The sequence below is a fragment of the Bradyrhizobium tropiciagri genome (assembly GCF_001189845.1).
In the GTDB taxonomy this organism is placed as follows: domain Bacteria; phylum Pseudomonadota; class Alphaproteobacteria; order Rhizobiales; family Xanthobacteraceae; genus Bradyrhizobium; species Bradyrhizobium tropiciagri.
This window is the reverse complement of sequence record NZ_LFLZ01000093.1, coordinates 12,160-31,725: the sequence shown is the minus strand read 5'-3', so window position 1 is coordinate 31,725 and position 19,566 is coordinate 12,160. Positions and strand designations below refer to the sequence as shown.

Genomic DNA, 19,566 nt, shown 5'->3' with positions numbered 1-19,566 from the left:
ACGTTGAGACGCAAACCGCGCTGGCGGCGAAGGCAAGCGATGAAGCGGCCCGGCTGAAGAAGGTCTCGCAAAGCGGCGCAGCGGATTCGCAGAAGTCGCTGGAGCAGGAGCACGAGCGGGCCGCGAAATTGGAGCTGGACCTCGCGGCGGCACGTCGTGACGTGGAGACGCAGTCAGCACTGGCGGCCAAGGCGGGCGACGAACTTGCCAAGCTGAAGCTGACGACGGAAGCCGGCACTGTGGAACTGCGCCGATCGATGCAGAAGGAGCACGAGAGGGGCGATGCGCTGGCGCGGGATCTCTCGACGGCGCGCAGCAAAGTCTACGCATACGAGGCGCAGGCAGCCCAAGCCAGCGACGAAGCAGCAAAGCGCAAGCAGGCGGAGTCAAACGATACCGCCGAGTTGCGACAATCACTCCAGCGAGAGCAGCAGCGGGCTGAAGCGCTGGCGCGTGATCTCGCAACAAAGAAAGGCGAACTCGATGCGCAGGCCAAGCGGGCAGCCGAAGCGAACCTGCAAGCCGCCGGGATGAAGCAAGCCGCGGAGCAGGCCGTGGCCGAGCAGCGCAGCCTGTTGCAGCGGGAGCGCGGCAGGGCCGAGCAATTGGAGCGGGACCTTGCATCGGCGCGCCGCGATATCGCTGCTTTCGCCGCCAAAGCGACGCCCGTCGTATCTCAGGTTGCCACCACCGGCAACGCTGGCCGGCCCATCCAGGAGGAGCCGGCGGGCGCAGCGGTGGCGCCGCCTCAGGACCGGGCCGCCGCGGCGCGCACCGCGGGCAATGCCGCGACCCCGCCTGACGACGGTGCGCAAGAGGCGAGACTGCTGGCGCGGGCGCGCTTGCTGCTGGAACGCGGAGACATCGGGGGTGCGCGGGTCGTGCTGGAAAGCGTCGCCGAGACGGGCAGCGCCCAGGCAAGCTTCGCGCTCGCGGAAACCTATGATCCGCTGACCCTCTCGAGCTGGGGGACCTATGGAACGCGTGGCGATGCAGCCAAGGCGCGCGGTCTCTACGCCAAGGCTGAGGCCGGTGGAATCAAGGAGGCAAAGGCGCGAATCGAGGCGCTGCGTTGATCAAACGATCCCAGCGGCAAGGACGAACGCGCCGACTCGTGCAAAGGAGCTGCTCGATGAAGAGGTTGATCGGATTTCGCCCGCTGCTGCTTGCGGGCCTGATGTCGCTGCTCCCGGCGCTGCAGCCGCCTCCGGCGGATGCGCGGCCGCAGCATGACCGGCCGCACAAGGCGCGCGTGGTCCGGGCCGAGCCGCCCCGGCCCAGGCCCGAAGCCCTGGCGATGAACGCCTGGACCGTGGGCCTCGCCGGCGGCCTCCTCGAGGGCGCGCCGATCCGCCTCGCCGCGGAGATGGCCCGCGTGGTCGACGACGGCGACAATCTGCACGTCCTGCCGGTGGTGACGCGAGGGCCCGTGGAGAACCTGAACTCGCTGCTGTATTTGCGCGGCATCGACGCTGCGATCATCAATTCCGATGCGCTCGAGGAATACAAGAGCCAGGTGCCTGACATCCAGCGGCGGATCACCTACGTTTTGAACCTGTTTCCGTCCGAGCTGCATGTCTTCGTTCGTCCGGAGATCAAGAGTCTGAGCGACCTCGCCGGCAAGAAGGTGAACTTCAACAGCCAGGGTACGGCCGCAGCCTATTCAGGTCCGCTGATCTTCAGTCGTCTCGGGATCGATATCGAGAAGACGTTCATTCCGCACCAGGTCGCGCTCGAGCAGATGCGCAAGGGCGACATGGCGGCCGTCGTCTTCATCACCTCGAAGCCGATCGATGCGTTTGTGAAAGGCCGATTTGAAGCGGGCTTCAAGTTCCTGCCGGTCCCGTATGACAGCAAGTTCGAGGACTATTATCTGCCGGCGGCGCTCGATGCGGCCGATTACCCAAATCTGATCAAGCAGGGCGATCATGTCGCCACGATCGCCGTACCGACCGCCCTCGTCGCCTTCAATTGGCCGGCCAACTCGAACCGCTTCGAGCGCGTTGCGCGTTTCGTCGATCATCTGTTCTCGCGGATCGACAAGCTGCAGGCACCGGGCTTCGATCCGAAATGGAAATCGATCAACCTCGGAGCGACCGTGCCCGGCCTCGCGCGCTTTCCTGCCGCGCAGGCGTGGCTCGATCGGCAGTCGTCGACCGCACGGGCATCGCAATGACCAGGCTTTCCACCCCGCTTGTTGTGGCAATCGCCGTCATCAACGGCGTTGCCCTGGCGCAAGGGGTGGAAAATCCCGAGACAAATCCCAAGACAGATCCCGTGACGGATCCCATGGCACAGCTGCGCGCCTGTTCCGAGCTCGAACGTGAAGCGCGGCTGGAGTGCCTCGACAAGCTGTCGCATGCCGCCGCGCCGGCTCGCCGCGAAGCGTCGAAAGCGAATCGTTGGACGATCAGCGAGACGACGTCGCCGGTCGATTATTCACCGATCGCCACCGCGACGATGTCCGATTCGGTCGATTCGTCCGTGAAGCTGTCGATCCGCTGTCGCGGCGGACGGACCGAATTGTCGTTCGCGGGACCCGCTATCTCGGGCCGCGGCGACGGCTATGTGATTTCCTATCGCATCAATGACGGTGCGCCGGTGCAGGTCGCGGCGGCCGTGCCGGCGGCTGGTTCCGGCGTCGCCGTCGCCGGCGATGTGGTTCGCCTGCTGCAATCGCTTCCCGATAACGCGGTGCTTGCCGTCCACCTCTCACGCGGTGCCGGGGCTGCCCAAGATGCAACGTTCTCGCTCGCGGGGCTGGACGCGATGCGCGCGAGGATGGCCGCGGTCTGCAAATGGCCGCTCGCCGTCGCAAGGCCCAGCAATTGAGAAAGTGTGTCTACCGATTTTTCGAGATGGAGATGATTGATGTGCAATTTTGAATCTGTTGCGAAACTCTTTGCGATCGCCGCCGTCGCTGTGCTGGCGTCCACGCCATTTGCGGTGGCCCAGCAAGGCGGAAAATACTGGGTGCCGGCCGCGCAGTCCGCGACTTACTCGGTGAGCGAGGCGCGGAAACCAGAAACGCCGCGGGCCACCGCCGAAACGCGCAAGCGCTCCGCCTTTGCCCGCATGCACAATCCGGCGGCGCCGAAAGGGAAGGAGCATCATCTGATCCTGCAGGTGAACTCCAATGATGCTGCCGCCATGAATCTCTCGCTCAACAACGCAACCAACGTGGCCGAGTATTACAAGGGCCTTGGCGAGAAGGTGAAGATCGAGGTGGTCACGTTCGGCCCGGGCCTGCACATGCTGCGCGAGGATACGTCGCCGGTGAAGGCGCGCATCGAGGAAATGGCCCTCAGTACACCCGAGGTGTCGTTCAAGGCCTGCGGCAATACCCAGGAGAAGATGCAGAAGGCCGAGAACAAGTCCATCCCGATCATCAAGCAGGCGGAAGTCGTGAAGTCCGGCGTCGTGCGCGTGATGGAATTGCAGGAGAAGGGATGGGCTTACGTGAAGCCGTGAGCCGCAGGGCCGGCCGGCCCTGAACTCCCTTTTGAGCGGGCGCGGCTTGCCGCGCAGAACGCAGGCGTAAATCCACGGGCGCGCGGGGCAGGCCTGCCGGCCGCGCAGCCAATCGCATTGACGTTCCGCATCCGCTACGCCAAGCTCCAGGAAAATCAAAAAACAACCCGGGGAAACGCGATGCTCCGCGCCGAAGACAACAAGTTCCTCACCGAAGCCGGATCGGGGACGGGAATGGGTGAACTGCTGCGCCGGTTCTGGATTCCGGTGCTGCTGTCGGAAGAACTGCCGGAGCTGGACAGCGACCCGAAGAAGATCGTTGTGATGGGCGAGGAGCTGCTCGCCTTCCGCGACTCGAGGGGCGTGGTCGGCGTCATCGATCAATACTGCCCGCATCGCGGCGCCAATCTCTGGCTCGGCCGCAACGAGGAATGCGGTATCCGCTGCGTCTATCACGGCTGGAAGTTTGATACCGACGGCCGCTGCGTCGACATGCCGACCTCCTATCCGGACCTCAACGCCAAGGACCTGATCCGCATCAAGTCCTATCCGGTGCGCGAATGGGGCGAGATGATCTGGGCCTATATGGGCCCGGCCGATCAGATGCCGGAATTGCCCGCGCTGGAAATGGCGCTGCTGCCGGCCTCGCACCGCTTCGTCACCAAGAAGTGGCAGGACTGCAATTGGGTGCAGGCGGTGGAAGGTTCGATCGACACCGCGCATTTCACCTTCGCGCATCTCTCCTTCGAGAAGGAGGAGAACGAGATCCTCGACATCAAGAAGCATTTCGTCAACCCGCTGACGCGGGTCGCGACCGACCACATGCGCTGGATCGCCGAGGACCCGCGGCCGGTGATCAAGATCAATCCGCACGAGGCGGGGCTGACAGTCGCGGGCGGCCGGCTCACCGGCAGCGACAACATCTACTGGCGCATCGCCCAGTTCCTGATGCCGTTTCACAGCTACGCGCCGAGCTCGATGCCGGGCGAGAACATGTTCGGCCAGACCTTCGTGCCGGTCACCGACACCAATTGCTGGATCTACACCTATGCGTGGAATCCGCACCGGCCGCTGACCGACGCCGAGCGCGAAGCTACGCCAACGGCAATGGCGTGATGGCCGTGGTCGACGAGAACTACGTGCCGCTGCGCAACAAGTCGAACGACTATCTGATCGATCGCAAGCTGCAGCGGACCAAGAGCTATACCGGCATCAAGGGCGTCTCCGAGCAGGACGCCGCGGTGCAGGACAGCCAGGGCCCGATCGCCGACCGCACCCGCGAGCATCTCGGCCCGACCGATCTCGGCATCATGCATTTCCGCAAGCTGATGATGGAGGCGGCCCGCGCGCTGCAAAAGGGCGAGGCGCCGCTGCATGTTAAGCACCAGGATCGCTACACCGTGCGCTCCGGCGCCTGCGTCACCAGCAAGACCAAGGATCTCACTGCCGTGATGGTCGAGCGGTTCGGCGATCCCGCCGGCTTCGTCGGCGGTCCCGGGCAGAATGCGGCTGCGGAGTAATAACCACTGTCGTCCCTGCCTAGTGCGCAATTGCGCACGGGAGCAGGGACCCACAACCACGTATGTTCATTGTTGCGCTGAGCTGTGGCCACCGCCCGGTCCAACAACATGGATCGGTGGTTATGGGTCCCGGGTCGCGCTTCGCTTGCCCGGGACGACGAAAAACTACAACGGTATCCTTCGATACTCCCTGTTGGACAGGCTCGCCTCCTCCAGATCGAGGTCGCGCTCGATGCGGCGCCGGGTCTCGTCGGTGATCTTGCCGTCGCGCAGCAGCATGTGGATGAACTTGCGCTCGGAGGAGATCAGCTCCCGCGTCAGCTCGGTGCCGGTGGCAGAGGCGTCGTGCTTGTCGGGGTCGAGCGAGTCCGGCAGCTGGTTGATCCGGATCTCGTGGCGCGAGCGCAACAGCTTGACCACCTCGTCGGACAGCTCGCGGTCGTCGGTGATGGCGTCGAGCGACTTCAGCGCGGCGTTCAGCGCCTCGCGCCGCGCAGTGATTTCCTGCTCGTGCTCGGCGATATGCTCGCTGCGTCCGTCCCTGGCGAGGCCGAGCCAGCGCACCACCGGCGGCAGTCCGAGGCCGAGCCCGACCAGCGTCACGAAGATCACGCCGAAGGCGACGAACAGGATCAGGTCGCGATACGGGAAGCTTCGCCGCTCGGGAGCGTCAGCGGCAGCGCAAGCGCTGCGGCGAGCGAGACCGCGCCGCGCACGCCGGTGAAGGCCACCACGAACACCGCCCGCCACGACGGCAGCGGATCGCGGTCGCGCAGCTGCCTGCTGAGCCAGCGCGGCAGATAGGTGCCGGGAAACACCCAGAGGAAGCGCGCAACGATCACGATGACGGCGACCAGCACCGTGGCGGTCAGGATGTCGTCCAGCGGAAACGACTTCGACTTCTCGTACAGCGAGCGCATCTGGAAGCCGGTCAACAGGAACAGCAGGCCCTCGATCAGATAGATGATCAAGTCCCAGAAGAAGATGCCCTGCAGGCGCGTCGCGGCTGAGATCAGCAGCGGTCCGTTCCAGCTCATATAGAGCCCGCAGGCGACGGTCGCGATCACGCCGCTGCCGCCGAAATGCTCGGGGATCCAGTAGGCGAGATAGGGCGTGATCAGCGACAGCGTGATCTCGACCTGCGGATCCCGGGCTCTGCGGCGGGCGCGCAGGCTGAGCCAGCCGACCGCGGTGCCGAACGCGATCTCGCTGGCAACGATGACGAAGAACGTGCCGGTCGCCTTCGGCAGCGAGAACAGCCCGGTGGTGATGGCGGCCAGCGCGAAGCGGTAGAGGATCAGCGCGGTCGCGTCGTTGGCGAGCCCTTCGCCCTCGAGGATCACCAGGATGCGCCTGGGCATGCCGAGCTTGCGGGCGATCGCCAGCGGGGCGACCACGTCCGGCGGCGCGACGATCGCCCCGAGCAGGAAGCCTGTGCTCCAGGGCAGGCCGATCAGATAGTGGGTTGCGGCCGCGACCAGGAACGCGGTGAAGATCACGCAGCCGACCGACAGCAGGATGATCGGCCGCAGATTGGCCTTGAACTCGCGCCAGCTCATCGCGACGCTGGCCGAATAGATCAGCGGCGGCAGCACCACCAGCAGCACCAGCTCGGGCGGCAGTTCCAGCGACGGCATGCCCGGCACGAAGGCCAGCACCACGCCGACCAGCAGCAGCAGGATCGCCGGCGCGATATCGGTCCGCCGCGCAACCAGGGCGGTTCCCGCCAGCACGCCGAGCAAAGTGAGAAAGATCTGAAATTTGGCTTCCATAACGGGCTCAATTCGCCCGGAAACCAGCGCCAGTCAATGCGGTCCGGCCGGAGCCGGACCGCTGGATCGGGTTGAAGTTAGGTTGAATCGGTTCGGCGGCTTGGCGCGGCCTCGGTTGACCTCTCCCCGGCGGGGAGAGGTCGGATTGCGAAGCAATCCGGGTGAGGGCTCTTGCTCTCTCGATAGACCGTACCCCTCACCCGATTTGCTGCGCAAATCGACCTCTCCCAAGGGAGAGGTGAATCGCGTTCGTGGCCGGTCTAATCAGAACTCATGCCGCTTTCGGTTCAGGGCTGCCCGGTCAGTCCTTGAGGTCGTAGCGGTAGGACTTCGAGACGATCTGCCAGCCATCGGCGAGCTTCATGGCGACCAGATAGTCGGTGAAATAGCGCGGCGGCAGCTGGCAACGCACCTTGATGAAGGCGGTGTTGTCGTCGGAGCGGTCGATGGTGACGATGAAGTCCTCGCGCGGCTTGCCTTCGGCCTTCGCCGACGTGCGCTTGCGCACCAAGGCGAGCCAATCCGGCACGGTCAGGACCTTCAGCTCGCCCTTCTCCACCCAGCGCAGGTCGGCACTTGGATGAAAGGCTTCGGCGAGCTTGTCGGCGTTGCTCTCATAGAGGCCGTCGAAATAGGTTTGCACGACCTTTTCGACGGTGGATCGATCTTGGCTCATGGGTTAGTCCTCCCGGCAGGATTTTGGCTGCTAGGATTTAGGCATGATCCGCCGGATTGCGCCATGGCCGGCGATAAAATTCCGCGTGAGGGCCAAGTGGTGACTGCATCTGAAAATTCCAACGCAAATTCGCACGATCGCATTCTGACCGGCGAATGCTTCTGCCGCGACGTGCGCTACGAGGTTGCCGACGCGTTTGCCTATGCGCTGAATTGTCACTGCTCGAACTGCCGGCGCACCACGGGATCGGCGTTCAAGCCGTTCGCGGGGATTGTGCGCGAAAAGTTCACCGTCACCAGCGGCGCCGACGGTCTCCTGATCTACGGCGATGAGATCACCCACGACGCGCATTGCGGCCGCTGCGGGTCGCTGCTCTATTCGCAGGTCCGTAACGGCGCTTATGTCCATGTCACGTTGGGTACGTTGCGCGACGCGCCTTCGATCCGGCCGACCGCGCATATCTTCGTCGGCTCCAAGGCGCCGTGGTACGCGATCCTGGACGACCTGCCGCAATATCAGGAGCACGTGACGCAAGGCGGGGAATAAATGGCGGGGAATAAATCCGCTCAAGGCAAGTTCTTGTTCTGAGCCTGGTCCGCTGGTGCCGCTGACGTCTCGGACGGCCCCAGCGAGAAGGCGAGCACGACGTCGTCGGCGCGCTGCTTGAACTCCTTGCCGACCGCGGTGCGCGCGGCGTCGGCAAGTTCCTGCAACGGCTTGTCCTGCAGCAGGCGGGGGAAGGTGACGGTCACCGACGTGAGCCGGCCATTGTGCCAGTTGAACCCGACCGTCGGCTTGACCCCGACCATCGCAACCAGATCGTTCTCCACGGCTTTGGCGTGCTTGAAGCCATCGAACACGGCGTCGACCAGGCCACAGCCCGCGGCGCAGCGGCCAGCAGCGCGAGGACGAGGAGGTTTCGGGTCATGGCGCCGAACTTGGCGCCGACCGTGCCGGCCCTGGCGGATGGAACCGCCGCGCTTGTGCCCTGCATCACGTCCTCCGTGCGTCTGTTCTCGTTGCCCGGATCGTGCACGAAAACGCGTGCCCGGCCAAATCCGAACCGGCGGTCCGCTTCGTCGACTAACAGTCAGGATGGCATGGTCCACGCCGGCGCGGATCGTGAGGCGCCTCACAAAGTGCCGCGCTTGATTCTGCTAGACGGACCTGCATGCTACAAAACGGCCAGAGTGTCGCTATGAACGGGTCTGGGTTCTTGAACTTGAATCGATTGCTGTTCGCCGTCGCGGCCTTTCTGCTGATCGTCTGCCAGCCGGCCTTCGCCGAGAAGCGCGTGGCGCTGGTGCTTGGCAATTCGGCCTATCGGAACACCGCGCCGCTGGCCAATCCGGTCAACGATGCCTCGGTGATGGCTGCGACGCTGAAGAATGCCGGCTTCGATACGGTCGACTTCCGCAAGGACCTGCCGGCCGTCGAGACCCGGCGCGCGCTGCGCGAATTCGCCGACCTCGCCCGCGATGCCGACATCGCGCTGGTCTACTACGCCGGCCACGGCATCGAGGTGGACGGCGCCAATTACCTGATCCCGGTCGATGCCAGGCTGGAGCGCGACACCGACGTCTATGACGAGGCGTTTTCGCTCGATCGCATCCTGGTCGCGATCGAGCCGGCGCGGAAGCTGCGGCTGGTGATCCTCGATGCCTGCCGCGACAATCCGTTCGCCAAGACCATGAAGCGGACGCTGGCGACCCGGGCGATCGGGCAGGGTCTCGCCAAGGTCGAGCCGACCAGCCCCAATGTGCTGATCGCCTATTCGGCGAAGGCCGGCTCTACGGCGGCCGACGGCGACGGCAAGAACAGCCCGTTCACGATCGCGCTGTCGAAGTTCCTGCCGACCCCCGGTCTCGATGTCCGCCGCGCCTTCGGCTATGTCCGCGACGACGTGCTCAAGACCACCAACAACCGCCAGGAGCCGTTCGTCTATGGCTCGCTCGGCGGCGAGGACGTGCCGCTGGTGCCGGCCCCGGCCAAGCCGGCGCCTGCCGCTGCTGCCGCGGCGCCCACGGCACCCGCGCCGACGCCGCAGTCCGAAGCCCGCCGCGATTACGAGCTCGCGCTGCAGATCGGCAACCGAAACGCGATGAACGCTTTCCTCGCCCAATATCCGAGCGGCTATTACGCCAACCTCGCCAGGTTGCAGCTCGAGAAGTTCGCGGCCGAGGACGCGCGCGTCGCGGCTACCGAGAAGGCGCGTCTGGCCGAGCAGGAGCGTGCACGGCTCGCCGCCGAGGGCGCGCAGAAGGCGCAGCAGGCCAAGGCCGAGGCCGACGCGAAGGCTGCCGAAGCGGCGCGCCTTGCCGCCGAACGGGCCAAGCAGGTCGCGCAGGAGCAGGCTACGGCCGCCGAGCAGAAGCGCCAGGCCGATGCCGCGCTCGCCGATCGCGCCGCGGCGAACAAGGCGGTTCCCGATCAGCCGGCAGCGCAGGCTGCGGCCGCTCCATCAGCTCCGCCGGCTCCCCCTGAGAAGACCACCACCGTGGCTGCCCTGGCGACCGGTTCGCCCGAGGCCGATGTGGTCAAATCGGTGCAGACCGAATTGCGCCGGGTCGGCTGCCTGACCGGCGCCGTCGATGGCGACTGGAACGCGGCGTCGCAGCGCTCGCTGACGCTGTTCAACCGCTATGCCGGCACCAAGCTCGACATCAAGACCGCGAGCGTCGACACCCTCGATGCCGTCAAGCTGAAGCAGTCCCGCGTCTGCCCGCTGGTCTGCGAGCGCGGCTACAAGGCCGACGGCGATCGCTGCACCAGGATCGTGTGCGCCGAGGGCTCGTTCCTCAACGACGACAATGAATGCGAGAAGCGGCGCGAGCGGAAGCCGGTTGCCAAGCGCGACAGCGACGAGCGGCCGTCGCGCCGCGAGCGCGAACGCACCTTCCACCGCGAACCGCGCGAGCCGCAGATCCGGTCCGCGGCCATTCCGCGCCCGCAGGGCCGTGCCAGGGCCGAGGGCGGCAGCGGTCAGATCGTTTGCGATAACTATGCGTGCCGTCCAGTCCGACGCGGCTGCCATATCGAGTACCGCGGCGGCGGCGGCCCCGGTATGGGCGTCGGCAATGTCGAGGCCTGCAATTAGCGGCGTGGGGCGATTGGGTTGAGCTGGAGCTGCAGCGGCACTTCACCTCTCCCTTGGGAGAGGTCGGCGCGCAGCGCCGGGTGAGGGATTACGGTCTCTCGTTAGCGCTGCGGCCCCTCACCCGATTTGCTACGCATGTCCAGCGGATTGATTGGTAACAAATCGACCTCTCCCCGTCGGGGAGAGGTGAAACGAAGCCGTGGCGGAACCATCGATCCAAATGGATGACGGGCTAGATCGCGCTCGCCGCGATGTTCACCATCAGCGCCAGCAGCGCGGTGTTGAACACGAACGAGATGATGCCGTGTACGGTCGCGGTGCGGCGGATGATCTTGTCGGTGATGCCGACATCGGAGACCTGCGCGGTCATGCCGATCACGAACGAGAAATAGACGAAGTCCCAGTAGTCGGCGTCGGCATGCTCATCGCCGCTCGGAAACTGCAATCCGCCGGGTGTCTTGCCGCGATAGAACTCATGGGCGTAGTGCAGCGCGAATGCGGTGTGAACCATCGTCCATGACAGCGTGATGGTGACGATTGCCACCGCTAGTCCGGCCGGGCTGCCCTTGGATGCGCCGAGTTCGAACACGATGGCCAACAGGCTCGCCAGCGCGCCGAACGCGGTCAGCAGCAGGATCAGGAAACGGCCATCGTCCTGCAATATGGCGCTGCGCTTGATGTGGGCGACGCCACAGCGCAGCATCATCACATAGGCGAGCACGAGATAGAGCGCGGCGAAGGCGTCCCAGCCGGCGAGCAGGCGCGTGACGAGGCGCAGCGAGCCCGGCACCAGCAGGGCAATCATGATGCCGAGTACGATCGAAGTGAAGGTGCGCGGCCGGCCCACCACCACGCGGACCGGCATCGGCAGCTTGCGGAAACGAACAAGGCGGTCGTCGAGCTCCTTGCTCATTTCGCGCTTTGCTTTCCGCTAGTTCTTGCGATCGGCAACGAAGCGGGCGGCTGCGCGCAGCACGTCGCCTCTGTCGCCGAACACCGACAGCGCGGCGTCGGCGCGCGCCAACAGGTCGCGCACGCGCTGCTTGGCGCCGTCGATACCGAGCTGGGTGACGAATGTGGTCTTGCCGAGCGCAGCGTCGGCGCCAGCCGGCTTGCCGAGTGCGGCAGCGTCGCCCTCGACGTCGAGCAGATCGTCGGCGATCTGGAACGCCTCGCCGAGCGCTTTGCCGTAATCGTCGAGCGCCTGGTATTCCTTCTGCGAGGCCTGGCCGAGGATCGCGCCGGCGATGCAGCCGAAGCGGAGCAGTGCGCCGGTCTTCATCTGCTGCAGGCGGGCGACGTCGACCGGCTCGCGGTCGCCGAAGCGGCCTTCGCCGGCGAGGTCGAGGATCTGGCCGCCGGCCATGCCGCCGACGCCGGAGGCGCGCGCCAGCGCGCGGGTCAGCAGCAGGCGCACCTGGGCATCCCTGTGGATCGCATCGCGGGTGATGATGTCGAAGGCGATCGTCAGCAGCGCGTCGCCGGCGAGGATCGCGGTGGCGTCGTCATAGGCCTTGTGCAGGGTCGGGCGGCCGCGGCGAAGATCGGAATTGTCCATCGCCGGCAGATCGTCATGGATCAGCGAGTAGCAGTGGATGCATTCGAGCGCGGCGCCGACCAGCAGCGCGGATTCGCGCGGGATGCCGAACACCGCGGCGCTCTCGACGACGAGGAACGGCCGCAGCCGCTTGCCGCCGCCGAGGCTCGAATAGCGCATCGCCTCGATCAGCCGCTTCGGGCGCACGATCTCGTCGCTCTCGGTCGCATCGGACAGCAGTTTTGCGAGCAGGGCTTCGGTATCCTCCGCGGTCTGGTCCAGCCGCTTGGAAAACTCTGCAGTACCGGTCGTCATTAAGAATTGCTCCAGATCGATTTTCGGCCGGACAATCGTTGATGAGATCGGCTTCGTCAATTCCACCCTGCGGCGGATTCGCGCCTTAAAAGTGCTGGAAAAACCGTGAATTATCCCACAGACATCTGACGGCGTCGGCCGTGTCCTGGCGGGCGGGTGCCAAATCCTTGCTGAAGAGGTCCTCCCCGGGAACCCTCGTTTTGCGCATTGTCCGAATTTTATTGCTGCTTTTGCTGGTCGTGCTGTTGCTGCCCTATCTGGTGACGCCGTTCTACCGCACCGGTCAGCCAGTTTCGGCCCTGATGGCGTGGCGGAGCCTGCGCGGGGCCCCGGTCACGCGGCATTGGGTCGATTTCGGCGCGATATCGCCCTATCTGCCCCGCTCCGTGGTCGGGTCGGAGGACGCCCATTTCTGCAAGCACCGGGGCATCGATTGGGGCGCGCTGCGCGAGGCGCTCGACGATGCCGAGGACGGCGAGGTCGCCCGCGGCGGCTCGACCATCACCCAGCAGGTGGCCAAGAACCTGTTCCTGTGGTCCGGCCGCAGCGTGATCCGCAAGGGGCTGGAATTGCCGCTGGCGCTCTGGATCGACTTCGTGCTGCCGAAGCAGCGGATCCTGGAAATCTACCTCAACATCGCGGAAATGGGCCCATCAGGGCAGTTTGGCGCCGAAGCCGGCGCCCAATATGCCTTCGGCCGCTCCGCCGGGGCGCTGTCGCCCCGGGAAGCCGCGCTTCTGGCGGCGATCCTGCCGAATCCGGTGAAAAGAAGCGCCCGGAACCCGGGTCCGGGGGTGCGCAGGCTGTCCGGAACCTATATGGCCCGGGCCAATACCGTGACGCGCTGCTGGCGCGAAAATCGCGGCGATTGAGCGCGATTTCGGGCGCTTTTTGCTGTCTGCGGCCCTAGCTTTACGGAGTGCCATCCTCTATAAGCGCGGCCTTACCGGCATCGCAGCTTGCGCTTCGAAGCGCTGAGCCCGTCCGCATTTCGGACGATGCCTCCGCAACACCCTAGAGGACACCGTCATGGCCGTTCCCAGAAGAAAAACCTCGCCGTCGCGCCGTGGCATGCGCCGTTCGGCCGATGCGATCAAGACCCCGACCTATGTCGAGGACAAGGACTCCGGCGAACTGCGCCGTCCGCACCACCTCGACCTGAAGACCGGCATGTACAAGGGCCGCCAGGTCCTGAAGGCCAAGAAAGAGTCCTGATCGGACTTCGGCTGTCGCGCCGCAGAGCATGACCCGGAAAAGTGCGTAGCGGTTTTCCCTCGCGACAAACGCGGAACGCGTTTGCGCGGAGGTCATGCTCCAATCAAGCGGCGCTGCGCCTGAATTCGGCCAACGAGTGCGGTCAAGACGGGCGCGTCCGCGGCGAAGCCGATGAGCATCGCCGCATTGCTGGTTCTCCCTGAATAAGGCGCAAGCCCCGATGGTCGGTTTTCCGCTGCTGCTCGTTCCGCTCGCGGTCTACAACATCATCGCCTTCCTGATGCCCGGCGTGTCCTTCACGGACCCGCTGATCAGGCTGACATTGCTGTCGGGCGAAGTGTGGCAGATCACGCTCAGCGACATGCTGCTTGCCGCCGGCGTGCTGCTGTTGCTGCTCGAGGTCATCAAGGCGCGCGCCCCGGCGCGAAATATCTCACCGACCATCTGCTGTCGCTGATCGTGTTCGGCGCGGCCGCTGCCGAATTCGTGCTCTGGCCGAAATTCGGCAACTCGACCTATTGTCTGCTCGCGCTGCTGGCGCTGGTCGATTTCATTTCCGGAATTGCGCTGCGCACCCGCCGTCGCGCGGTGGTCGCGCCTGCGGCACCGGCACCGAGCGTCAGCAAGTCGCAGCCGGAGGCCCCGCAGCCTGCACCCGTCGCGCAGCCTGCGCCGCGGCCCGAACCCGCGCCCGTCGCCGCTCCTGCGCCCGCTGCACCGCCGCCGGCCGCGCCTGTTCCTTCGGCGACGTCGGTCGCCGAATCCGTGTTGCTCGATCAGTCCGCGCCGAAGCCGACGGTGACCTCGCCGGATTTGCAGCCGGGCGGCCAGCCGCCGTCGGACGCGCCGCAGCGCTAGGGCGTTTTCGGGGGAGGTCATGAGCGAAGAAGCGCCTCTTCCGATCGCCGATCCGACGACCACCCGATCGATCTTTGACTGGCTCGAACGGTTCGCCGCCTGCGTCAGGGCGGTCGACTATGCTGCCGCCCGTCCGTTCTGGCATTCGGACATCATCTCGTTCGGCACCTATCAGGAGCTGATCCACGGCCGCGCGCGCTGGACCGAGATGCAGTGGGATAACGTCTGGCCGCGCACCGCGGATTTCGCTTTCGATCTCGCGCATACGCAGGTGCTGATCAGCGGCGATGGCGGCATGGCGACGGTGATCACACCCTGGACCAGCACCGGCTTCCATCCGGACGGCAGCCGCTTCGACCGGCCGGGGCGGGCAACCATCATCCTCGCGCGTCAGGCGGACAGACGCTGGCTCGGCATCCATTCCCACATGTCGCTGCGCCGCGGCGTGCCGCAGGACAGCCACGGCAGCCGGCCCGTCAGGGCACGCTGATCTTCGAGATGACGGGCTAGATGATCTGCCGCGTGCGCCGCGCAACGCTGCGGCGTTCGTCGATGTGCGGGCCGTACGCGGTCTGTGCGTCGGCCAATGACCCACGCCGCAGCCCGCGCGTCTGCGGTTCGTGCGCGGCAGTTGCGATCAAGTGAGCCAGGAATGAAGGGTCCCCGTGGGGCAGCGGGATTTTGGGCGCCCAATGGGTGGTCACGGTCAGCGGCACCAGGGCCGTGCTGGTCACCCCGGCAGTATCGGTGAACTCACCGTCGACGACCTTTGACTGATCGATATCGAACATCGCCTGCGACCTGTTGGAGCGTCATAGTTTGGGACGTCGCGTCCCTCTGCAACACCCTCATGGCAAGGGTCATGCCCGCCATCCCCAGTTCGTTCCGCGAGAGTCGAAAACGTGGTTTCCAGATTATTTATCAACTTCTCCTAGCGTTGGATTCGCCGGAACCACTATCTTGAGAGCGTACAGAATCACCGGGCGCCGTCCCAAATCGAGACATGTTCGATGCCCCCTGTCCCGCCAGCTGCCAGCATCCTCGCCTCGCTCGGCCAAGCGACATTCGCCTGGGACCTGGCGAGCGACGCGATCGCCTGGAGCGACAATGTGGCGACGGTCTTCCCTGATATCCCGGCCGCGGCGCTGGCGAGCGGCAGTGAGCTCGCAAAGCTGATCGAGCCGTCGCGCACCGTTCGCGTGGACGCGCTCGGCCAGACCGCGTCGGCCCGGAGCGGAGAGCCGGTGCCTTACCGGATCGAGTATGGCGTGCGCGCCATCACCTCGGCGCCGGTGATCTGGATCGAGGAGACCGGCTGCTGGTTTGCCGGCGCCGACGGCCGGCCGGCGCGCGTTGAGGGCGTCGTCCGCATCAACAATGAGCGGCACGCCCGCGAGGAGCAGCTGCTGAAGCTGTCGCGGCACGATCCGCTGACGGGCGAGCTCAACCGCACCCATCTGGTCGCCTCGCTCGCCGAGAGCATCGAGGAGTGCGCCCGCTTCCGCACCTCCTGCGCCTTCATGCTGATCGGCATCGATCATCTGGCGCGCGTCAACGATGCGTTCGGCTTCGATGTCGCGGACGCCGTCATCGCGGAGGTAGCGAAGCGGATTCGCGCCCGGCTGCGCAGCGGCGACATGCTCGGCCGATTCTCCGGCAACAAGTTCGGCCTGATCCTGCGCAACTGCACCGTCGACGATACCAACGTCGCGGCCGAGCGCTTCCTCGCCGCGGTGCGCGACGAGGTGGTGCCGACCAAGTCCGGCCCGGTGTCGGTGACGGCATCGATCGGCGCCGTCACCATCCCGCGCCATGCGAAGTCGGCGGAGGAGGCGGTCAATCGCGCGCAGGAGACGCTGGATGCCGCCAAGAGCCGTCGCGCCGGATCGTTCGCGCTGTGGAAGCCGAATGTCGAGCGCGATGCCCAGCGCCGCGTCAACATCCGCGTCACCGACGAGATCGTCACCGCGCTGAACGAGCGCCGCATCGTGATCGGCTTCGAGCCGGTGGTCGATGCGCGCTCGCGGCAGCCGTCGTTCTACGAGTGCCTGGTCCGCATGGAGCAGGACGACGGCCGGGCGTTGCTGGCGCCCGACATCGTGCCGGTCGCCGAACGGCTCGGCCTGATCCGGCTGGTCGATCATCGCGTGCTGGAGCTTGCGATCGCAGAGCTCGCTTCAGCCCCAGGCGTGCAGCTCAGCCTCAATATCTCGCCCGACACCACGATGGATCCGGACTGGTGGGCGACCATCGAATCCTTGATGCGCGCGCATCCCGGCGTCGGCGAGCGGCTGATCGTCGAGATCACCGAGACGGTCGCGATCCAGGATATCGACGACGTCCGCGGCTTCGTCACCCGGCTGAAGAATTTCGGCAGCCGGATCGCGATCGACGATTTCGGCGCCGGCTACACCTCGTTCCGCAACCTGCGCAAGCTCGGCGTCGATATTGTCAAGATCGACGGCGCCTTCGTGCAGAACATCGTGCGCTCGGCCGACGACCGCGCCTTCGTGCAGACGCTGATCGATCTCGCGCGGCGGCTCGAGATCAAGACGGTCGCCGAATGGGTGCAGGACGAGGAAGCCGCCGTGATGCTGCGCGAATGGGGCTGCGACTTCATCCAGGGCCGCCTGATCGGCCTCGCATCGCCGGACCGGCCGTGGAACGCGCCGGCGGACAAGGCCGTGCCGGCTGCGGGGTGAAGGATCGCCGCTGTTAGCACCGTCATCCCCGCGCAAAGGCTTTGCCTTTGTCGCTGGAGGAGCCGCGTAGCGGCGTCTCGAAGGATGCACGGCCCCGCTGGTGGCCGTCGACCCTTCGAGACGCGCGCAATGCGCGCTCCTCAGGGTGACGGGATTCAGAGCCGGACAACCGGCGACTGAGACGAGATACCTACTCGTCCTTCTTCGCCGGCTGCGACATGCGCTCGAGGCGCTCCTGCATGTCCTTCATCTGGCGGCGCAGATCGTCGATGTTGCCGTCGTCAGGTGTCGGCTCCGGCACCTTCTCGGTCTCCGTGCCACCGCGCTGCGGCACGAACGGCTTGAACATCGAGAAGGTCTGCTGGAACAGCTCCATGTTGCGGCGGACCTGTTCTTCCAAGGGCGCAAACGGCGTGCCGCTCAGGGCACCCGCGATCTGCTTGCGGAATTTCTCCTGTTCCTTGGTCAGTGTCTCGATCGACTGTTCGAGATATTTCGGCGCCACCATCTGCATGCTGTCGCCATAGAACCGGATCAGCTGGCGCAGGAACGTGGTCGGCAGCAGGTTCTGTCCGGCCTTGTTCTCCTGCTCGAAGATGATTTGCGCGAGCACGGAGCGGGTGATGTCGTCGCCGGTCTTCGCGTCGTAGACGAGGAAATCCTCGCCTTCCTTCACCATCGCCGCGAGATCCTCGAGCGTCACGTAGGTGCTCGTACCGGTATTATAGAGCCGCCGGTTCGCGTATTTCTTGATCGTGGTCGGTTGTTCAGATTTTGCCATGGGCTCTCACTTCAACACCGAAGAACCTGGAACCCCACGGCATCGCCGCAGGGCAAAATGCAACGCATCGCAGCAAAGGTAAGCATTTTCAAAGCGGTTCGGCTACCGTTTTGTGCTTTGCGGTTAATTCCAAAGCATAGGATTTGCTCAGGAATGTGCCAAGAGCGTCATTTTGAGTGCGCCGCGGCGCGTTTTGCGCGTCAGCGCGATTGACATGTCTCAACGAGGTTTACAGGATAGTCACCAAGAGACAGGCCCGCCAAACCGGCCGCCCGCCGTCGAGAAACCCAGCTACAACCCATAGGAGATGTCCATGTCAGACGATGTCGTCATCGTCAGCGCCGCCCGCACCCCCGTCGGTAGCTTTAACGGCGCGTTTGCCACCACGCCGGCCCACGACCTCGGCGCGATCGCCATCAAGGCGGCGCTGGAGCGTGCCGGCGTCGAGGGTGGTCAGGTCTCCGAAGTCATCATGGGCCAGATCCTGACCGCGGCGCAGGGCCAGAACCCGGCCCGCCAGGCTTCGATCGCCGCCGGCATCCCGGTGGAAAGCCCGGCCTGGGGCGTCAACCAGCTCTGCGGCTCGGGCCTGCGCACGGTGGCGCTCGGCTACCAAGCCCTGCTCAACGGCGATTCGTCGATCGTCGTCGCGGGCGGCCAGGAATCCATGAGCATGGCACCGCACGCGCAATATCTGCGTGGCGGCGTCAAGATGGGCGGCCTCGAGCTGATCGACACCATGATCAAGGACGGCCTGTGGGATGCCTTCAACGGCTACCACATGGGCAACACCGCCGAGAACGTCGCCAAGCAGTACCAGATCACCCGCTCGCAGCAGGACGAGTTCGCGGTCGGTTCGCAGAACAAGGCCGAGGCGGCGCAGAAGGCCGGCAGGTTCAAGGACGAGATCGTCCCGGTCACCATCAAGTCCCGCAAGGGCGACATCGTGGTCGACGCCGACGAGTATCCGCGCCATGGCGCCACGCTCGACGCGATGGCCAAGCTCCGCGCCGCCTTCGAGAAGGACGGCACCGTGACCGCCGGCAACGCCTCGGGCATCAATGACGGAGCCGCCGCCGTCGTGCTGATGACCGCCAAGGAAGCCGCCAAGCAGGGCAAGAAGGTGCTGGCCCGCATCGTCTCGTGGGGCCAGGCCGGCGTCGACCCCAAGATCATGGGTACCGGTCCGATCCCCGCCTCGCGCGCGGCGCTGAAGAAGGCCGGCTGGAACATCGCCGACCTCGACCTGATCGAGGCCAACGAGGCGTTCGCCGCGCAGGCCTGCGCGGTCAACAAGGACCTCGGCTGGGATCCGGCCAAGGTCAACGTCAATGGCGGCGCGATCGCGATCGGCCATCCGGTCGGCGCGTCGGGTGCGCGCGTGCTGGTGACGCTGCTGCACGAGATGCAGAAGCGCGATGCCAAGAAGGGCCTCGCGACGCTGTGCATCGGCGGCGGCATGGGCATCGCCATGTGCGTTGCACGCGACTGAACAAAAGGCAGCGAGGCCGGCTAGGTGATGAAAAGATCATCTGTCAACCACGGCGCGAACTGATAGAAAAGATGCCCGGCTTTGCGCCGGGCATTTTTGTTTCGAGAGCATGATCCGGACCCGAAGGGCC

General features: G+C 65.5%; 18 protein-coding genes and 3 pseudogenes. 14 read left to right on the top strand and 7 right to left on the bottom strand.

Translation table 11 applies throughout. The features are described from left to right. The 6 genes and pseudogenes from AKN84_RS47605 to AKN84_RS50170 all read left to right on the top strand — a co-directional run. A pseudogene (locus AKN84_RS47605) lies at nt 1-1,076 on the top strand (hypothetical protein); the annotation flags it as partial. Between the two features lie 56 nt (nt 1,077-1,132). Then, complete coding sequence (locus AKN84_RS39955) at nt 1,133-2,176, top strand: TAXI family TRAP transporter solute-binding subunit (protein WP_128971575.1); 1,044 nt, start codon at nt 1,133-1,135, stop codon at nt 2,174-2,176. After that, the gene (locus AKN84_RS39950; protein ID WP_050425856.1) at nt 2,173-2,832 is read left to right on the top strand and encodes a hypothetical protein; all 660 of its coding nucleotides are present in this window, start codon (nt 2,173-2,175) and stop codon (nt 2,830-2,832) included. The genes AKN84_RS39955 and AKN84_RS39950 overlap by 4 nt, the downstream gene beginning before the upstream one ends. 39 nt (nt 2,833-2,871) lie before the next feature. Next, nucleotides 2,872-3,471 carry a DsrE family protein gene (locus AKN84_RS39945; RefSeq protein WP_050425855.1) on the top strand — a complete coding sequence of 200 codons (600 nt, stop codon included), beginning with the start codon at nt 2,872-2,874 and terminating at the stop codon, nt 3,469-3,471. A 180-nt stretch (nt 3,472-3,651) separates the two neighbouring features. Next, a complete protein-coding gene (locus AKN84_RS39940) occupies nt 3,652-4,587 on the top strand; it encodes a Rieske 2Fe-2S domain-containing protein (RefSeq protein WP_283805580.1) in 936 nt (311 codons plus the stop codon). After that, nucleotides 4,587-4,991: a hypothetical protein gene (locus tag AKN84_RS50170; protein WP_283805579.1), complete on the top strand. Its 405-nt coding sequence runs from the start codon at nt 4,587-4,589 to the stop codon at nt 4,989-4,991. The genes AKN84_RS39940 and AKN84_RS50170 overlap by 1 nt, the downstream gene beginning before the upstream one ends. 165 nt (nt 4,992-5,156) lie before the next feature. On the opposite strand, the pseudogene AKN84_RS39935 reads toward AKN84_RS50170, so the two are convergent. Further along, nucleotides 5,157-6,763, bottom strand: a pseudogene (locus AKN84_RS39935) (Na+/H+ antiporter). 301 nt (nt 6,764-7,064) lie between these two features. Next, entirely contained in the window at nt 7,065-7,439 is a 375-nt protein-coding gene (locus AKN84_RS39930) for a nuclear transport factor 2 family protein (RefSeq protein WP_050425854.1), read from the bottom strand. A 63-nt stretch (nt 7,440-7,502) separates the two neighbouring features. Here AKN84_RS39930 and AKN84_RS39925 point away from each other — a divergent pair, with 63 nt between their 5' ends. Beyond that, a complete protein-coding gene (locus AKN84_RS39925; protein WP_128971574.1) occupies nt 7,503-7,985 on the top strand; it encodes a GFA family protein in 483 nt (160 codons plus the stop codon). A gap of 20 nt (nt 7,986-8,005) precedes the next feature. Here the strand turns inward: AKN84_RS39925 and AKN84_RS39920 are convergent, their stop codons facing one another. Further along, nucleotides 8,006-8,299 (bottom strand): hypothetical protein, encoded by a 294-nt coding sequence (locus tag AKN84_RS39920; RefSeq protein ID WP_244485738.1) that lies wholly within the window; start codon nt 8,297-8,299, stop codon nt 8,006-8,008. A 338-nt stretch (nt 8,300-8,637) separates the two neighbouring features. On the opposite strand from AKN84_RS39920, the gene AKN84_RS39915 reads away from it, so the two are divergent. Beyond that, a complete protein-coding gene (locus AKN84_RS39915) occupies nt 8,638-10,536 on the top strand; it encodes a caspase family protein (protein ID WP_050425853.1) in 1,899 nt (632 codons plus the stop codon). Nucleotides 10,537-10,768: 232 nt separating this feature from the next. Here AKN84_RS39915 and AKN84_RS39910 read toward each other — a convergent pair whose 3' ends face one another. Then, entirely contained in the window at nt 10,769-11,449 is a 681-nt protein-coding gene (locus AKN84_RS39910) for a DUF1345 domain-containing protein (RefSeq protein WP_050425852.1), read from the bottom strand. Nucleotides 11,450-11,467: 18 nt separating this feature from the next. After that, complete coding sequence (locus AKN84_RS39905) at nt 11,468-12,388, bottom strand: polyprenyl synthetase family protein (RefSeq protein ID WP_050425858.1); 921 nt, start codon at nt 12,386-12,388, stop codon at nt 11,468-11,470. A gap of 200 nt (nt 12,389-12,588) precedes the next feature. Between AKN84_RS39905 and mtgA the strand changes: the two genes are divergently transcribed. The 4 genes and pseudogenes from mtgA to AKN84_RS39885 all read left to right on the top strand — a co-directional run bounded on the left by mtgA (nt 12,589) and on the right by AKN84_RS39885 (nt 14,951). Further along, nucleotides 12,589-13,260, top strand: a complete 672-nt coding sequence (mtgA, locus tag AKN84_RS39900) for a monofunctional biosynthetic peptidoglycan transglycosylase (protein WP_050425851.1) — start codon at nt 12,589-12,591, stop codon at nt 13,258-13,260. A 157-nt stretch (nt 13,261-13,417) separates the two neighbouring features. Next, nucleotides 13,418-13,603, top strand: coding sequence for a 50S ribosomal protein L32 (gene rpmF / locus AKN84_RS39895; RefSeq protein ID WP_021077536.1), 186 nt, complete (start codon nt 13,418-13,420; stop codon nt 13,601-13,603). A 220-nt stretch (nt 13,604-13,823) separates the two neighbouring features. Further along, nucleotides 13,824-14,461, top strand: a pseudogene (locus tag AKN84_RS39890) (hypothetical protein). Nucleotides 14,462-14,480: 19 nt separating this feature from the next. Continuing rightward, nucleotides 14,481-14,951: a YybH family protein gene (locus tag AKN84_RS39885; RefSeq protein WP_050425850.1), complete on the top strand. Its 471-nt coding sequence runs from the start codon at nt 14,481-14,483 to the stop codon at nt 14,949-14,951. A gap of 16 nt (nt 14,952-14,967) precedes the next feature. Here the strand turns inward: AKN84_RS39885 and AKN84_RS39880 are convergent, their stop codons facing one another. After that, entirely contained in the window at nt 14,968-15,252 is a 285-nt protein-coding gene (locus tag AKN84_RS39880) for a hypothetical protein (protein WP_050425849.1), read from the bottom strand. A 219-nt stretch (nt 15,253-15,471) separates the two neighbouring features. Between AKN84_RS39880 and AKN84_RS39875 the strand changes: the two genes are divergently transcribed. Continuing rightward, nucleotides 15,472-17,163: a putative bifunctional diguanylate cyclase/phosphodiesterase gene (locus AKN84_RS39875; RefSeq protein ID WP_050425848.1), complete on the top strand. Its 1,692-nt coding sequence runs from the start codon at nt 15,472-15,474 to the stop codon at nt 17,161-17,163. Nucleotides 17,164-17,353: 190 nt separating this feature from the next. On the opposite strand, the gene phaR is transcribed toward AKN84_RS39875, so the two are convergent. Beyond that, the gene (phaR, locus tag AKN84_RS39870; RefSeq protein ID WP_050425847.1) at nt 17,354-17,944 is read right to left on the bottom strand and encodes a polyhydroxyalkanoate synthesis repressor PhaR; all 591 of its coding nucleotides are present in this window, start codon (nt 17,942-17,944) and stop codon (nt 17,354-17,356) included. Nucleotides 17,945-18,257: 313 nt separating this feature from the next. On the opposite strand from phaR, the gene AKN84_RS39865 reads away from it, so the two are divergent. Then, nucleotides 18,258-19,436 (top strand): acetyl-CoA C-acetyltransferase, encoded by a 1,179-nt coding sequence (locus AKN84_RS39865; protein WP_050425846.1) that lies wholly within the window; start codon nt 18,258-18,260, stop codon nt 19,434-19,436. The last annotated feature ends 130 nt before the right edge of the window (nt 19,437-19,566 follow it).